The following is a 15,630-nucleotide window of genomic DNA, read 5'->3' as shown; positions in this document are numbered from 1 at the left end:
CTCCTGATTACGACAAAAATGGGGCCGACGTATCGACCCCTGCATACTAGTTATAGCAATGTATCAGCAACCCTGGCTGGCCCGGCGGTTATTTGAACTGAGGCAGATAGGGTGCGTTCACCGCCAGCACTTCATCCAGCAGCGGCTGTGCCACATTGGCATTGCCGACCAGTGGGTTGGTGACCAAGGCCAGCAGGCCACTGCGGCGATCGCCATGCACCGCAGCTTCGATGGTCAGGCGCTCATAAGCTTTCACCTGTTGGGTCAGCGCGTGCATAGAATCCGGCAGCGTGCCGAAGGTCAGCGGATGGGCACCCTGAGCATCGATGATACAGTTGGTTTCTATCACAGCGTCGTCCGGTAAACCGCGAATAGCGCCACGGTTTGCGGTATTGACGACTAATTGCGTCCCGAGATTATTATGGATCGCACGGATTAGCTCCAGCGCCACTTCCGAATAATATGATCCACCGCGGAAACTTAACTGTTCCGGTTTGCTGTCGAGATGCGGATCGGCATACAGCTCAAACAGCTCTTTCTCTACCTTCATTACCTGCTCGGCGCGGGTACCGCGTTCGGCCGCTGCGGCAATTTCCTCGGCCAGCATCTCTTTGGTTTGGTAGAAATAGCGGTGGTAGGGGCAAGGGATCGCCCCTACGGCGCGCAGGAAATCTGGCTGCCAAGGCTCTTCCTTGATGTTATTCATGGTCAGCGCTGCCCCATCACACAGCATGTCGATCACCTTGCCGGTGACGTCATGACCGTTTTGCAGCACCTGATGTACCCACACCATGTGGTTCAGCCCGGCGAACTGCAGTTGTACCTCCTGATAAGGGCTTTTCAGCATATTGGCAATCATGTGATGCATGCTGATCGGCACGTTGCACAGGCCGATGATTTTTGCTTTGGTGTAGCGGGAAACCGCTTCGGTGACGATGCCGGCCGGGTTGGTGAAGTTGATGATCCAGGCGTCTGGCGCCAGTTTTTCCACTCTACGCGCAATATCCAGCATCACCGGGATGGTGCGCAGCGCCTTGGCGAAGCCGCCAACGCCGGTGGTTTCCTGGCCGATCAAATCGTATTTCAGCCCCAAACGCTCGTCGGCGGCGCGCGCCGGCAACTGGCCAACGCGGAACTGAGTCAGCACGAAGTTGGCGTCGCGGATGGCCTCATCCAGCTCGAAATGCACGCTGACCTTCACCTGCTCCAGCCCGTGACGAGCCAGCATGCGTTCGGTCAGTGCGGCGATGATCTCGACCTTTTCGCGGCCAGGCTCAACGTCCACCAGCGCCAGTTCGGTCACCGGCAGCTCTTCGATACGCTGGATCAAACCATCGACCAATTCTGGCGTGTAGCTGCTGCCGCCGCCAATCACGGCTATTTTCAACGATTTCATGCGCGGGTCTCCAACTGGGCCTGACGGCGATAAAGCTCAATCATGTCATCCGCCAGATCCTGGATCACCATGGCGTTCATCAGATGATCCTGGGCATGAACAGTAATCAGGTTGATGGTCAGTTTGCCGCAGCCTTCGTCCAGACCGATCAGTTGGGTCTGAATAAGATGGGCTTTTTTCACCGACTGTTTGGACTCGGCCATATGCTTGGCTGAAGCGGTAAAGTCGCCGGCGCGTGCTTGCTGCAGCGCCATCAGCGCACTGCTACGGGCGCCACCGGAGAACACCAGCAGCTCCATGATGGTGCTTTCAAAATCGGCGCTGATTTCAGTCATCAATTCACTCACATTATTTCTCCTGTTATTGCGCGGCAGCGGTGCCGGCGGACATTCATTATTCTTGTCTTTGCGCTCAAATGAGAGCGCTCTCATTTATCTAGAGTAACGGGAATGGAAAACGAAACCGGGAGTTGTGTCGCAAAAAGCGACGAAGGCGTAAAAAGGGCAAAAAATGCGTGATGCATTTGGCAAAAAGGTCTAAGGCGATCATACTTTTGGCAGTAAAATCCGGGGCTGACTGAGATATGTCCCACTATTACGTAAATATAGGTAAATGGCTGGCACTCGCAGGTTCAGCTCTTTAGAATCAAGGCGCTTTTCCGTTGTTTGTCTCTCAGAGAAAGGACCCGTTAATGTTCAAACGTACTTTAGTGACCTTCGTTGCGCTGTGTTCCCTGACAGCAATGACACCCGCCGCGCTCGCCGCCGGTGAAACTCATGTCATGCTGACCACCTCAGCAGGGAATATCGAATTGGCGCTCGACAGTCAGAAGGCTCCGGTTTCCACCAAGAACTTCGTCGACTACGTGAACAGCGGCTATTACAACAACACCGTTTTCCACCGCGTGATCCCGGGCTTTATGGTTCAGGGCGGTGGCTTTACTGCAGACATGCAGCAAAAATCCACCCAGGCGCCAATCAAGAACGAAGCGGATAACGGTTTGCGCAACCTGCGCGGCACCATTTCGATGGCGCGTACCGCCGACAAAGACAGCGCTACCAGCCAGTTCTTCCTCAACGTGGCGGATAACGCCTTCCTGGATCACGGCCAGCGCGACTTCGGTTACGCGGTATTCGGCAAAGTGGTCAAGGGCATGGACGTGGTAGATAAAATCTCCCAGGCGCCGACCGGCAACGTCGGTCCGTACCAGAATGTTCCGAGCAAACCTATCGTCATCCTGTCAGCGAAAGTGCTGCCATAATGATTTTGCGCCGGCCCCAGGTGGGCCGGCTGCGTTGCTTTCCCCGGAAGCCTTGCCTGCATCACTGTTTTTTCCCCCGTCACATGCTCTAATCGCCAGCTTATAATCAGACCGGAAACCCGGCGTTTTGCATCTGTTTTCTTAAGGGATGAGCTGCTGCCATGTTCGAATTTAGCCAGGTGCTGCTGCTGTTGCAGCAGATGTGCGTTTACCTTGTCATTGCTTATTTACTGAGCAAAACCCCGCTATTCATTCCGCTGACGCAGGTGACCATCCGCCTGCCGCACAAGCTGCTGTGCTACGTCATTTTCTCGGTGTTCTGCATCATGGGCACTTATTTCGGTCTGCATGTCGAAGGCTCGATTGCCAACACCCGCGCCATCGGTGCGGTGTTAGGCGGCCTGCTGGGCGGGCCTTCGGTGGGCCTTTTAGTGGGACTGACCGGTGGTCTGCACCGTTATACCCTGGGGGGCATGACCGATATCGCCTGTGCGGTATCAACCGTAGCAGAAGGGCTGGTGGGCGGGCTGGTGCATAGCATTGCCATGCGTCACCGGCGTATCGACTTGCTGTTTAATCCGTTGTTTGTCGCCGGGGTCGCGCTGGTGACCGAAGTGCTGCAAATGGTGATTATCCTGGCGATTGCGCGCCCATTCGACGAGGCACTGCGGCTGGTGGAGCATATCGCTTTGCCGATGTTGATCGCCAATACGGTGGGGGCCGCAATGTTCATGCAAATCCTGCTGGATCGGCGAGCGATGTTTGAAAAGTACACCGGTGCGTTTTCCGCCAAGGCGCTGAAAATTGCCGAGCGCACCGAAGGGATCCTGCGACAAGGGTTCGATCAGGAAAACAGCATGAGGGTGGCGCGAGTGATTTATCAGGAACTGGGTATCGGCGCCGTAGCGATAACCGACCGCGATAAACTGCTGGCGTTTATCGGCATCGGTGACGACCACCACCTGCCGGGCACGCCGATCTCGTCAAAGCACTCGCACCGTGCGATCGACAACAACGAAGTGGTCTATGCCGACGGCAATGAGCATTCTTACTGCTGCTCGATTAATCCCAGTTGCAAGCTGGGGTCGACATTGGTGATCCCGCTGCGCGGTGAGAATCAGCGAGTGATCGGCACCATCAAGTTGTATGAGCCGAAGAGTCGGTTGTTCAGCACCATCAACCGTACGCTGGGTGAAGGTATCGCCAGCCTGTTATCCGCACAGATTATGGCTGGCCAGTACGAGCGCCACAAACAGCTGTTGGCGCAGTCAGAAATCAAATTACTGCATGCGCAGGTCAATCCACACTTCCTGTTTAATGCCCTGAATACGCTGGTGGCGGTGATCCGACGTGACGGCGACCGGGCCTGTGAGTTGGTGCAAAATCTTTCGACCTTTTTCCGTAAGAACCTCAAGCGTTCCGGTGATGAAGTCAGCCTGGCGGACGAGCTCGAACACGTGAATGCCTACCTGCAAATTGAACTGGCGCGCTTTGCCGATCGGCTGGAGGTGGTCGTTGCGTTACCGCAAGAGTTGTTGGCGGTTCGGTTACCGGCATTTTCACTGCAGCCGATCGTTGAGAATGCCATCAAGCATGGCACTTCGCAGTTGCTGGGCGTGGGGCGGATTGATATTGGCGCGCGGCTTGAAGGCGGCTGTTTGTTGCTGCAGGTCACCGACAATGCCGGATTATTCCAATCGCAGCCGAACAACAGTGGGCTGGGGATGAATCTGGTGGATAAGCGGATCCGCGTGCGTTACGGCGACGCCTATGGGGTACAGGTGGCCTGCGAGCCGCAAACATTCACCCGCATTACGATCAATGTCCCCTTGGCGAGGGCCGCCTGATGTTAAACGTACTGATTGTCGATGACGAACCTTCCGCACGCGATAACCTGCGGCATTTGCTGGAAGCTGAAGAAGGCATCTCTATTGTCGGCGAATGCGCCAATGCGATAGAGGCTATCAGCGGCATCCATCGTTTGCAGCCGGACGTGGTGTTTTTGGATATCCAGATGCCGCGCATCACTGGGCTGGAGATGGTCGGCATGCTCGATCCCAACCGTATGCCGCATATTGTGTTTCTGACCGCTTATGATGAATACGCGGTGCAGGCCTTTGAAGAGCATGCGTTTGACTACCTGCTGAAACCGGCGGAACCGAAACGACTGAACAAAACGCTGCAGCGCCTGCAGCAGCAACGCGAGCCGCAAAATATCGCCGCGCTGGACGAAAGCGCCGGTTACCTGAAATACATTCCCTGCACCGGTCACAGCCGCATCTATTTGCTGCGCTTTGATGAGGTGGTGGCTATCCGTTCGCGGCTGAGTGGGGTGTTTGTGGTCCGCAATGACGGCATGGAGTGCTTTACTGAGCTGACGCTGCGCACGCTGGAAATGCGAACGCCGCTGGTGCGTTGTCATCGACAATACTTGGTTAACCTGGAGCTGGTGCGCGAGATCCGCTTTGATGACGGTGGCGCGGCGGAAATGATCATGCCGGTCGGCGAACCGGTACCGGTCAGCCGCCGTTACCTGAAAGCGCTAAAAGAAGAGCTGGGGCTGCGTGGTTAGGGCGATTCTGAAAGTATTGGCTTTTGCGGGCGTCTTGATGACGCCCTTTTTGTTTGTCCTTGACGGGGTTACGCCACGCTTATAGCTTTATTGACATCAACTGGCGCTTTTCGCGCCACGTCAGCGTCCAAGGAAAAGAAAATGAGTGAAGCACGGATTATTGCCAAAGCGATGAAAGACGGGAAACCGGAACAGGATCTGGTGATCTTGCCCGCGTTGGCCAACCGCCATGGTCTGATCACCGGCGCGACTGGGACCGGTAAAACCGTGACGCTGCAAAAAATGGCTGAGCAATTCTCGCGTATCGGCATTCCGGTATTTTTGTCCGACGTGAAGGGCGACCTGTCGGGAATAGGCACCGAAGCCGTGCCCTCCGAAAAACTGCAGGCACGCCTGACGGCCATTGGCGTCACTGACTGGCAGCCACAGGCATGTACCCTTATTCCGTGGGACATCTACGGCGAGAAGGGCCACCCGATCCGCGCCACCGTGTCTGACCTGGGGCCGCTGCTGCTGGGCCGCTTGCTGGATCTGAACGAGGTACAAAGTGGCGTACTGCAGTTGGTGTTCAAAATTGCCGACGATAATGCGCTGCTGCTGTTGGATATGAAAGATCTGCGCGCCATGGTGCAGTACGTGGGTGACAACGCCAAACAGTTCCAGACCCAATACGGCAATATTTCTTCGGCTTCGGTGGGCGCTATCCAGCGTGGGCTGCTGACGCTGGAAGAGCAGGGTGCCAACCAGTTCTTCGGCGAGCCGATGCTCGACATCAATGATCTGATGAAAACCGACGCCAACGGCCACGGCATCATTAACCTGCTGGCGGCGGACAAGCTGATTAACCAGCCGAAGCTGTATTCGGTGTTCCTGCTGTGGCTGCTGGCCGAGCTGTTTGAACACCTGCCGGAGGTGGGTGACCCGGAACAGCCGAAGCTGGTGTTCTTCTTCGATGAGGCACACCTGCTGTTCAACGACGCGCCGGCAGCATTGCTGACCAAAATCGAGCAGGTAGTGCGTCTGATCCGCTCCAAAGGCGTCGGCATCTACTTTGTGACCCAGAACCCGCTGGATATCCCGGACAGCGTGCTGGGCCAATTAGGTAACCGTGTACAGCATGCGCTGCGTGCCTTTACTCCTCGCGATCAGAAAGCGGTGAAAGCCGCGGCGCAAACCATGCGTGCCAACCCGGCCTTCGACGCAGAAACGGCGATCACCGAACTGGGCGTGGGTGAGGCGCTGGTGTCGTTCCTGGATGAGAAAGGGCGGCCTAACGTGGTGGAACGGGCGATGGTGATCGCGCCGGAATCCAAAATGGGCATGCTGGGGGCGGAAGGGCTGAACAGTGCGATCAATAAATCGCCCTTGTACGGTCGTTACGAAGATATGGTTGATCGCGAATCCGCTTATGAGAAGTTGTCATCGGCAGGTTTTGCTACCGTCGGCACGCCGCAACCGGGTCAGCCGACATCGCAACCGCAGGCACAGCAGCCGGCAGGCGGTGGTTTGATGGGGGGCCTGAACGATATCCTGTTCGGTTCTACCGGCCCACGTGGCGGCAAGCATGACGGCATCGTCCAGACCGCGGCCAAGAGCATGGCGCGTGACCTTGGCCGCCAGATCTTGCGCGGTGTGTTGGGCTCGATTATGGGTGGCCGTAAAAAGTAAGCTGAAATTATCGCTGGCGGCAGTATTGTAGGGGCGTTGTATAATGCGCCGGTGTCAATCGGGGCTAGCCCCTTACAATGCTGTCCGTTGGAACCCCTATGCTGCTGTTGATCGATAACTACGATTCATTTACCTATAACCTTTACCAGTACTTCTGCCAATTAGGCGCCGAAGTGTTGGTGAAGCGTAACGACGAACTGCAACTGGCCGATATAGAAAGGCTGGCACCGCAGCGTCTGGTGATCTCCCCGGGCCCCTGCACCCCAAACGAAGCCGGTATCTCGCTGGCGGCTATTCGGCATTTTGCCGGCAAACTGCCGATCCTCGGCGTTTGCCTGGGGCACCAGGCACTGGGGCAGGCCTTTGGCGCCAACGTGGTGCGCGCCCGTGAGGTGATGCACGGCAAGACCTCGGCGATCCGCCATCTCGACAGCGGCGTTTTTCACGGGTTGAACAATCCGCTGACCGTCACCCGTTACCACTCGCTGGTGCTTGAAGCCGCTACCTTGCCGGACTGTTTTGAAGTGACCGCCTGGAGTGAGCGCGACGGCGTACGCGATGAGATTATGGGCATCCGCCACCGTCAACTGGCGCTGGAAGGGGTGCAGTTCCATCCGGAGAGCATCCTCAGTGAGCAGGGGCATCAGCTGTTGGATAATTTCCTTAAAAGTTAGTTGGTTAGGTTTTTTTTAACCGCGAAGACGATTTGCGTTTGCCCTTTATTGGTTTTTTATGCATATTTTGTGATTATATTTTCACTCAATCGCAACAAAAAGACTGAGTCACATTCAGGGTGGACCCCATAATGACCGAAAAAATCGAAGTCAACCGCAGCACCTTTGATCAGGTTATCTTGCCTGTTTATGCACCTGCCCAGTTTGTCCCGGTCAGGGGCAAAGGCAGCCGCGTGTGGGACCAACAGGGGAAAGAGTACATCGATTTCTCTGGCGGCATTGCGGTGACGGCGTTGGGGCATTGCCACCCGGCCCTGGTTGAGGCATTGAAACAGCAGGGCGAAACCCTGTGGCATACCAGCAATGTTTTCACCAACGAACCGGCGCTGCGTCTGGCCACCAAGTTGATCAACGCCACCTTTGCCGACCGGGTGTTTTTCGCCAACTCTGGTGCGGAAGCCAATGAAGCGGCCTTCAAACTGGCACGCCATTACGCGATTACCCGTCACAGCCCGTACAAAACCAAAATCATCGCTTTTTATAACGCTTTCCACGGCCGCACGCTGTTTACCGTTTCGGTGGGCGGGCAGGCCAAGTATTCTGATGGTTTTGGGCCCAAGCCGGCCGATATCGTACACGTGCCGTTCAACGATCTGGCGGCGGTGAAGGCGGTGATGGACGACCATACCTGTGCGGTGGTGATGGAGCCGATCCAAGGGGAAGGGGGCATTACCCCGGTCAATGCCGAATTCCTCAAGGGCGTGCGTGAACTGTGCGATAAACACCAGGCGCTGTTGGTGTTTGACGAAGTGCAAAGCGGTATGGGCCGCAGCGGCAAGCTGTTCGCCTACATGCACTATGGTGTGACGCCGGACATCCTGACTACCGCCAAAGCGCTCGGTGGCGGTTTCCCGGTTAGCGCCATGCTGACCACCGAAGAGATTGCCTCGGCGATGCAGGTGGGCACCCATGGCACCACCTACGGCGGTAATCCGCTGGCCTGCGCGGTGGCGGAAGCGGCACTGGACGTGATCAATACGCCGGAAGTGCTGAGCGGCATTGAGTTACGTCACGGGCTGTACGTGCAGGCGTTAAAGAAAATTGGCGAGAAGTACGGTATTTTCAGCGATATTCGCGGCATGGGCCTGTTGATTGGTGCCGAACTGACGGCGCCGTATCATGGCAAGGCGCGCGATTTCCTGACGGCGGCTGCTGCTCGTGGGCTGATGATCCTTAATGCCGGGCCAAATGTGATCCGCTTTGCACCTTCGCTGGTGGTGGAAATCCAGGATATCGACGAAGGTATGGCGCTGTTTGAGCTGGCAGTGCAGGACGTGATTAACGCTTAATTTGTTGCACTGATAACCGGGGCGCCACAGGGCGCCCTTATTGATCGCGCAGTTTGCGCTTCAGCCAGATGCCATGATGCGGGCGTTGGCTCCAGGCCAATGACGAGATGGTGTGCATGACGCTCAGGTGCGACAGAATACGCCGCAGGTGGCGCTCCATTTCGGTCACCGGCATCTCCGGGTGCAAATCCGGCGGCTGCATAATGCCGTTGCCACTGCTCGGCCCATCGTATTCCAGCCGCTGCTGACAGCTTTGCAGCGCGATCTCACAAGATTGCAGATACTCCTCCGCCAGCTTTGGCGTCAGCATATAGTGCTCGCGCGCCAGGATGGTCATCGCGTTCAGATGTTCGACAATAAACTGGCTGTGCGTCACCCACAGGCGCATATCCGCCAGATAGTTCGATTCAAACCCCGGCTCCTGCATTGCCTGATTCAGCGAGGTGAATAACGCATTGTGCGCCTGATTAACCTGCATGCGGGCATAGGCCAGTGCGCTGGGGTCGGGTTCCTGTTCTTCCAGCAGCAAACGCAGCGCCTGCTGATCGTTCTCCAGCGCCTGGTGGGCGTTCTTGCGCAGCAGCCCGCTTTGCCACTGTGGCCACAGCCAGATGGTGCTGCCGAATACCAGCACGCAGCCAATCAGGGTGTCGATCAGCCGTGGCACCAGGAAATTGGTGCCGTTTAGCGCCAGCAATTGCAGGGTGTAGACCGCCGTCACCGTAAAGCCAATCACCGCCAGCCCATAGTTTTTACGCGATACCAGATAGGCCAGCAGCGTGATCACCAGCATCACGCTTAGGGTCTCGGCCTCGGGTAGCTGTAATTGCAGCAGACCGGCGGCGAGCACCAATCCGACCAGGGTACCGAGCGCACGGTGCTGGATGCGCACCCGGGTGGCGTTGTAGCCGTTCTGGCTCACCAGCATGATGGTCAGCAGGATCCAGTAAGGCTTCGGCAGATTGAAAAACAGACCCAGACTACTGCCCGCCGCCAGCGTGACACCCAGCCGTGCCGCATTGCGCAGGGCGTTGGACTTGAACGACAGATAGCTGACCAGCGCGGGCCAAAACGGCAGGCGGTTTTGGTTGGCCATTAGATCGCGGCGGTAGAGCGGGTGCTGGGTGCGCAGCAGACGTGCGATGCGACTGAAGTGGTAGTAGCAGAACTGGCCCACCGGGTTGTCCGGATGCTGCGCAGCGACTTTTTCCAGTGCCGCCAGTTCATGGTCCATTTTGAATCGCTGCGAATGCTGGTGGTAGAGAATATCGTGGGCCACCGTGCGTAGTCGGCCGGCAATCACCTGCGCATTGCGGCGGATAATTGCTTCGGCCTGGCTCTGCTCTACCAGTTTTTGTACTTCTTCCGGCAGATGCAGGCTGACGGTGATGTGTTCCTGCAAATCCAGCGCGACCTGAAAGGTGCGTTGCAGGCGCTTTTGCTCAAGGTTACTGGCGTGCGGCAAAAAATTAAGCTGCTGGTACAGCAGGGTGATCAAGTCCATGACTTTTTGCTGGCGTACCAACAATGGCGGTAGTGCAGTCTGCGGATCGGTATGCTGGGTCAGTAGCGAGTATTTGGCTTCGAAGTAGTCCGCCAGCTCCAGATAGAGCTGATTGAGCGACTCGCGCATCGGTTGTTCTTTCCACAGCTTGAACCAGAACCAGGTGAACAGGCCGTACCAGGCGGTACCGACCACGTATAACAGCGGTGCGTGCCACAGCGGGACTCTACCGACCATGCTGAGAGAGAAGATGGCGGCTACCAGTGCGGCAGGCAGCAGGCGGGCGTGTAACGGGCTGATTTCACCGCTGACGCCGAGCAACAGGGCCAGGCCGAGCATCAGTAACGGCAGCGGCAACTGCCAAAGCAGAACTTGCTGCAGCAACAGGCTACTGAAGGCAAACAGGGAACCGCCGACGATCAGGCGTTTGAAGAAGCGTTTGTGGGGCGTGTCCAGCCCGGCGATGTTACAGCAGGCGGGGACCAGGGAAAATAGCAGGCCGTATTGCAGCTGGCCAATCAGCAGGCCCAGCAGTACCGGCAGGCAAAGCACCAGCGTTTGCCGCAGTGCGTAATTGACTTCCGGGTGGTAAATCAGTCGGCGCCACATGATGATTCAGGGCATAAAAAAACGGCGCGAATCATCGCGCCGTTTTTTCAGTAATTAACGCGTGCCGTAAACGACAATAGTTTTGCCGTGGGCGGAGATCAGATTTTGATCTTCCAGCATTTTCAGAATACGACCAACGGTTTCACGTGAACAACCGACGATCTGGCCAATTTCCTGGCGGGTAATTTTAATCTGCATGCCATCCGGGTGGGTCATGGCATCAGGCTGTTTCGCCAGGTTCAGCAGTGTTTGCGCGATGCGGCCCGTCACGTCCAGGAAAGCAAGGTTACCCACTTTCTCAGAGGTGATCTGCAGACGGTTTGCCATCTGCGCTGACAGGCGCATCAGGATGTCCGGGTTAACCTGAATCAACTGGCGGAATTTCTTATAGGAAATTTCAGCCACTTCACAGGCGGTTTTCGCCCTAACCCAGGCGCTACGCTCCTGACCTTCTTCAAATAATCCAAGCTCGCCGATGAAATCCCCCTGGTTAAGGTAGGACAGGATCATCTCTTTACCTTCTTCATCCTTAATCAGCACCGCTACGGAGCCTTTGACGATGTAGTAAAGCGTTTCGGCCTTTTCACCTTGGTGAATCAGCGTACTTTTGGATGGATATTTGTGGATATGGCAATGAGACAGGAACCATTCGAGAGTAGGGTCTGTTTGCGGTTTGCCGAGAACCATTCGCTGTTATCCTCTGTTGTTATCGCTGCCTTGTGTCACAGGGGTCAGAGTTCCCTGTAAAACGTGCTGTCGCCGTTTTTTTAATGGTGGCTGGCAGCAGGTTTTGAGGCGTGTCATAAATATACGCTGTCGCCCTAGCATATTAACTTGCCGGGAGAGCTGCAAGCTACATTCTGTTAACATACCGGTAAAGGAGCCTTTCCCTGGGAGTTTCCCTGAAATCAGTGTCCCGGAAAGATTTATTGCGGCTCTGTTTGTAGCACAGAGTGAGGCGGGTGTCTTGTGTTGTCTCGCTTCAGCATGATTAGCATCAGGTTCCGTTGCCAGTTTCTATGCGAAAGCGTAGTCTGATTTTAAGAAATTAACCGGAGTGACCAGTATGCAGGCAAGAGTTAAGTGGGTGGAAGGGCTGACGTTTCTGGGTGAATCCGCGTCTGGCCATCAGGTGCTGATGGACGGTAACGCCGGTGATAAAGCCCCCAGCCCGATGGAAATGGTGCTGATGTCGGTGGGAGGCTGCAGCGCGATCGATGTGGTGTCGATCCTGCAAAAAGGACGTAACGATGTGCGCGACTGCGAGGTGAAATTGACCTCCGAACGGCGTGAAGAAGCGCCACGCTTGTTTACCCATATCAACCTGCATTTTATCGTCACCGGTAAAGATTTAAGTGACAAGATTGTTGAGCGGGCGGTAAACCTTTCCGCCGAGAAGTACTGCTCGGTCTCGCTGATGTTGAGTCAGGCAGCCAGCGTGACCCACAGTTTTGAAATCCGCGCAGTGTCCTGACGGATAGAGGGGGCGCGGCCTGTCGCCGCGCTCTGATAAGTTACTCGATTTTTTTGCCTTCCAGCAGTTGCTGCACCAGCGGCGCCATAATCAGCTCCATCGCCAGCCCCATTTTGCCACCCGGCACCACCAGCGTATTGATATGCGAGATAAAAGATCCTTGCAGCATGGCCAGCAAGTAAGGGAAATCGATCTGGTCCAGACCGCGGAAGTGGATCACCACAAAGCTCTCGTCCAGCGAGGGGATCGCCTTGGCGGCAAACGGGTTGGAGGTATCTACCGTCGGCACCCGTTGGAAGTTGATGTGGGTGCGGGAGAACTGCGGCGTGATGTAGTTGATGTAGTCTTCCATCGAACGGACCACCGAGTCCATCACCGCTTCACGGGAGTGGCCGCGTTCGCCGGTATCGCGGATCAACTTCTGGATCCACTCCAGGTTGACGATAGGCACCACGCCGACCAATAAATCGACATGTTTGGCCACGTCGTTGTGTTCGGTCACCACGCCGCCGTGCAACCCTTCATAGAACAGCACGTCGGTCGGTGCCGGTAAGGCTTCCCACGGCGTAAAGGTGCCGGGGACCTGGTTATAGGGCACCGCTTCATCGTAGGTATGCAGATATTTGCGAGAGCGGCCGGTACCGTTGGTGCCGTACTCGCTAAAGCTTTGTTGCAGCAGGCCGAAGTCGTTGGCCTCAGGGCCGAAATAGCTGATATGACGGCCGAGATCGCGCGCTTTGCGGATTGCCGCGTCCATTTCCGGTCGGGTATAGCGGTGGAAACTGTCGCCTTCCAATTCAGCGGCACGGATGTTCAACTGCTGAAAGATTTTACGGAACGCCACGCTGGTGGTGGTGGTGCCGGCGCCGCTGGAGCCGGTCACTGCGATAACGGGATGTTTGGCGGACATGGTGGTGGGTCACTCCGTGTTAAATGCGCAGGCGTCAGATAAAATTATACCCGTCATCTTTCAAGCTGCAGCGTTGTTACCTGCACTCGCTCACCCCGGTTACTTACTCGAGTAAGCGCCCGGGGATGAGCGAGTTGGGCGCCTAGCTGCAGCTTGAAAGCTATAGGCTATATTGGTGTGTTTGACGCCCTTTCGCCAAGGGCAAAATTCCGCGCGTTGGTTTGCAATCCCTCATTGTTACCTGATTTTTTCCGTCAGTCATAGAACCGATCGGCACTAAATTTCTTCTTGTCCGGCGCGGAACTGTCCTCGAGGCATGATGTTGATGGTCTCATGCAGTTCTGACCACACCAACAGCACCTCGCCACTTTTCAACTGGCGGCGTACGTCTTCCACCTTTTGTTCCAGCGAGCGCTCGTGCTCGCCGTAGTCGGTCCCTTCACGCAGCACAAAGGACTCGATCAGGCCGTTCAGGGTCTCAGCTTCCAGTTCTTTCCAGGGGATAATCACTTGGTTGTTTCCAGATAAGGGGCAAGCCAGGATGGAATACGGTATTCCAGCCACATATGGGGTTTTTTCAATGTACCGCCGACAAAGCCGACGTGGCCGCCAAACTCGGTCAGCTGATACTCAATGTTGGGCGGCAGCGTGGCGACCTCGGGGATCACTTCGTCGGTCATAAAAGGATCGTCCTTGGCATGGATGATCAACAACGGCGTTTGGATCGACGGCAACAGCGGCAGGGCACTGCAGCGGCGGTAATAATCGGTAGCGTCGCTGAAACCGTGGATACGCGAGGTAATGGCATCGTCAAAGTCGCGGATCCGGCGCAACGCCTTGAGCTGCGGCAGTTTCAGCGGCAGGGTGTCAGGATAGTGCAGCAGTTTGCGGGTGGCGTTTTGTTTCAATTGCCCGAGCAGATAGTGCTGATAAACCCGCGAGAAGCCCTGATCCATCCGCCATGAGCAGGGTTCCAGCATCAGTGGCGCAGAGACCACCACCGCCGCCTGCAGCAGGCTGTCGGCGCCCTGTTGCGCCAGGTAGCAGGCCAGCATGTTGCCGCCGAGCGAGACACCCACGGCGGCGGTTGGCGCTTCCCCGTAGGTGGTTCGCAGCCACTGCAGGAAAAAGCGTGCATCCTCCGTTTCGCCGGAATGATAGATGCGTTGCTTACGGTTCGGCACGCCGCTACAGCCGCGAAAATGCATCACTACCCCGAGCCAGCCTTTTTCGCGCCAGGCGCTGAGCTGGCCATGGGCATAGGGGCTGTAGAAGTTGCCTTCCAGGCCGTGGAACAGCACTACACGTGGCTTGTCGGTAGCCTGAGTCGGGTCTTCGCTCCAGGCGAGATCGACAAAGTCGCCGCCGGGCAATTCCAGCCGTTGCCAATGAGGTTTCAGCTGTACACGACGGCGCACCAGCCGTGGCAGCAGTGTCTGCAGATGGGGATTACTGGCCCCGGTCAACGGGCGAAAGGATTCATGCATAGCTTGAGTAAAAATCTTTTTGGCAACTATTGTGGGATGATTAGTGCGCTGTTAGCTTCACTACCCTGAGTTAACAATAATACTGCAAAAATCCCCCTGGGTGAGGAGCACCCGCCTGATGGAAGCGAGTTTATTTCTTTCGATGTTAGGCTTTCTGTGGGTTGCCGCGATCACCCCCGGCCCCAACAATATGTTATTGACCACTTCCGGCGCCAACTTTGGCTTTATGCGTTCACTGCTGCTGATGATAGGTATCATGCTCGGCATGCAAAGCATTTTGCTGCTGGTGGCCTTCGGCGTCGGCAGCCTGATTCTGGTTTATCCGGCTCTGCATCTGGTGCTGAAAATTCTCGGCAGCCTGTACCTGCTGTGGCTGGCGTGGAAAGTGGCCACCGCCGCCTATGAAAAGCTGGAAACCGACGTGGCACCGCCCAAGCCGATACGGCTGTATCAGGGCTGGCTGCTGCAATTCCTTAACCCCAAGGCCTGGCTGATGGCGCTGGGGGCGGTGGCAAGCTTTAGCCTGGCAGGCGATAAGTACAACACCTCGATTCTGGCGATCTCGCTGGGTATTTTCGTGGTGAACATGGTTGCCGGCGTGATTTGGCTGGGATTTGGCACGGTGATTGGCCGCCTGCTGCGTAGCAAAAAGGCCTGGATCATCTTTAACGTTTCTATGGGGCTGCTCACGGCGGCCTGTGTGTTACTGATCTGGCATTAAGGAAA

15 protein-coding genes are annotated in these 15,630 nt (G+C 56.3%); 8 read left to right on the top strand and 7 right to left on the bottom strand.

From position 1 onward, the window contains the following. Nucleotides 1-88 precede the first annotated feature (88 nt). On the bottom strand, nucleotides 89-1,396 hold the full coding sequence (locus QOT07_RS23425) for a 6-phospho-beta-glucosidase (protein ID WP_099063526.1): 1,308 nt from the start codon (nucleotides 1,394-1,396) through the stop codon (nucleotides 89-91). After that, on the bottom strand, nucleotides 1,393-1,731 hold the full coding sequence (locus QOT07_RS23420) for a PTS lactose/cellobiose transporter subunit IIA (protein WP_099063567.1): 339 nt from the start codon (nucleotides 1,729-1,731) through the stop codon (nucleotides 1,393-1,395). Before QOT07_RS23420 ends, QOT07_RS23425 begins: the two co-directional genes overlap by 4 nt. A 356-nt stretch (nucleotides 1,732-2,087) precedes the next feature. Here QOT07_RS23420 and ppiA point away from each other — a divergent pair, with 356 nt between their 5' ends. The 6 genes from ppiA to argD all read left to right on the top strand — a co-directional run bounded on the left by ppiA (nucleotide 2,088) and on the right by argD (nucleotide 8,920). Beyond that, on the top strand, nucleotides 2,088-2,657 hold the full coding sequence (ppiA, locus tag QOT07_RS23415) for a peptidylprolyl isomerase A (RefSeq protein ID WP_099063527.1): 570 nt from the start codon (nucleotides 2,088-2,090) through the stop codon (nucleotides 2,655-2,657). 161 nt (nucleotides 2,658-2,818) lie between these two features. Continuing rightward, nucleotides 2,819-4,504, top strand: a complete 1,686-nt coding sequence (locus QOT07_RS23410) for a sensor histidine kinase (RefSeq protein WP_099063528.1) — start codon at nucleotides 2,819-2,821, stop codon at nucleotides 4,502-4,504. Beyond that, on the top strand, nucleotides 4,504-5,229 hold the full coding sequence (gene btsR, locus QOT07_RS23405) for a two-component system response regulator BtsR (RefSeq protein ID WP_283603978.1): 726 nt from the start codon (nucleotides 4,504-4,506) through the stop codon (nucleotides 5,227-5,229). Before QOT07_RS23410 ends, btsR begins: the two co-directional genes overlap by 1 nt. Nucleotides 5,230-5,370: 141 nt before the next feature. Next, nucleotides 5,371-6,897 (top strand): helicase HerA-like domain-containing protein, encoded by a 1,527-nt coding sequence (locus QOT07_RS23400; RefSeq protein WP_099063532.1) that lies wholly within the window; start codon nucleotides 5,371-5,373, stop codon nucleotides 6,895-6,897. 98 nt (nucleotides 6,898-6,995) lie between these two features. Continuing rightward, nucleotides 6,996-7,571, top strand: a complete 576-nt coding sequence (locus QOT07_RS23395; RefSeq protein ID WP_099063533.1) for an aminodeoxychorismate synthase component II — start codon at nucleotides 6,996-6,998, stop codon at nucleotides 7,569-7,571. 131 nt (nucleotides 7,572-7,702) lie between these two features. Continuing rightward, entirely contained in the window at nucleotides 7,703-8,920 is a 1,218-nt protein-coding gene (gene argD, locus QOT07_RS23390) for a bifunctional acetylornithine/succinyldiaminopimelate transaminase (RefSeq protein ID WP_283603975.1), read from the top strand. 37 nt (nucleotides 8,921-8,957) lie between these two features. Here the strand turns inward: argD and QOT07_RS23385 are convergent, their stop codons facing one another. Both QOT07_RS23385 and crp read right to left on the bottom strand, forming a co-directional pair. Further along, a complete protein-coding gene (locus QOT07_RS23385) occupies nucleotides 8,958-11,033 on the bottom strand; it encodes a YccS/YhfK family putative transporter (protein WP_283603973.1) in 2,076 nt (691 codons plus the stop codon). Nucleotides 11,034-11,087: 54 nt separating this feature from the next. Continuing rightward, nucleotides 11,088-11,720 (bottom strand): cAMP-activated global transcriptional regulator CRP, encoded by a 633-nt coding sequence (gene crp / locus QOT07_RS23380; RefSeq protein WP_004718520.1) that lies wholly within the window; start codon nucleotides 11,718-11,720, stop codon nucleotides 11,088-11,090. A gap of 379 nt (nucleotides 11,721-12,099) precedes the next feature. Here crp and QOT07_RS23375 point away from each other — a divergent pair, with 379 nt between their 5' ends. Continuing rightward, entirely contained in the window at nucleotides 12,100-12,507 is a 408-nt protein-coding gene (locus QOT07_RS23375) for an OsmC family protein (RefSeq protein WP_085119790.1), read from the top strand. Between the two features lie 40 nt (nucleotides 12,508-12,547). Here the strand turns inward: QOT07_RS23375 and QOT07_RS23370 are convergent, their stop codons facing one another. The 3 genes from QOT07_RS23370 to QOT07_RS23360 all read right to left on the bottom strand — a co-directional run bounded on the left by QOT07_RS23370 (nucleotide 12,548) and on the right by QOT07_RS23360 (nucleotide 14,904). Next, on the bottom strand, nucleotides 12,548-13,417 hold the full coding sequence (locus tag QOT07_RS23370) for a phosphoribulokinase (RefSeq protein ID WP_012147256.1): 870 nt from the start codon (nucleotides 13,415-13,417) through the stop codon (nucleotides 12,548-12,550). A gap of 276 nt (nucleotides 13,418-13,693) precedes the next feature. Next, nucleotides 13,694-13,927, bottom strand: a complete 234-nt coding sequence (locus QOT07_RS23365) for a YheU family protein (RefSeq protein WP_085119788.1) — start codon at nucleotides 13,925-13,927, stop codon at nucleotides 13,694-13,696. Further along, a complete protein-coding gene (locus QOT07_RS23360) occupies nucleotides 13,924-14,904 on the bottom strand; it encodes a hydrolase (protein WP_283603972.1) in 981 nt (326 codons plus the stop codon). Before QOT07_RS23360 ends, QOT07_RS23365 begins: the two co-directional genes overlap by 4 nt. Before the next feature lie 118 nt (nucleotides 14,905-15,022). Between QOT07_RS23360 and QOT07_RS23355 the strand changes: the two genes are divergently transcribed. Continuing rightward, nucleotides 15,023-15,625, top strand: a complete 603-nt coding sequence (locus QOT07_RS23355) for a LysE family translocator (protein ID WP_099063538.1) — start codon at nucleotides 15,023-15,025, stop codon at nucleotides 15,623-15,625. Nucleotides 15,626-15,630: the final 5 nt, after the last annotated feature.

Source organism: Serratia proteamaculans (assembly GCF_949794035.1).
Taxonomy (GTDB): Bacteria; Pseudomonadota; Gammaproteobacteria; order Enterobacterales; family Enterobacteriaceae; genus Serratia; species Serratia proteamaculans.
Note: the sequence above shows the minus strand (reverse complement) of the source record. Positions and strands in the feature narration are given on the sequence as shown.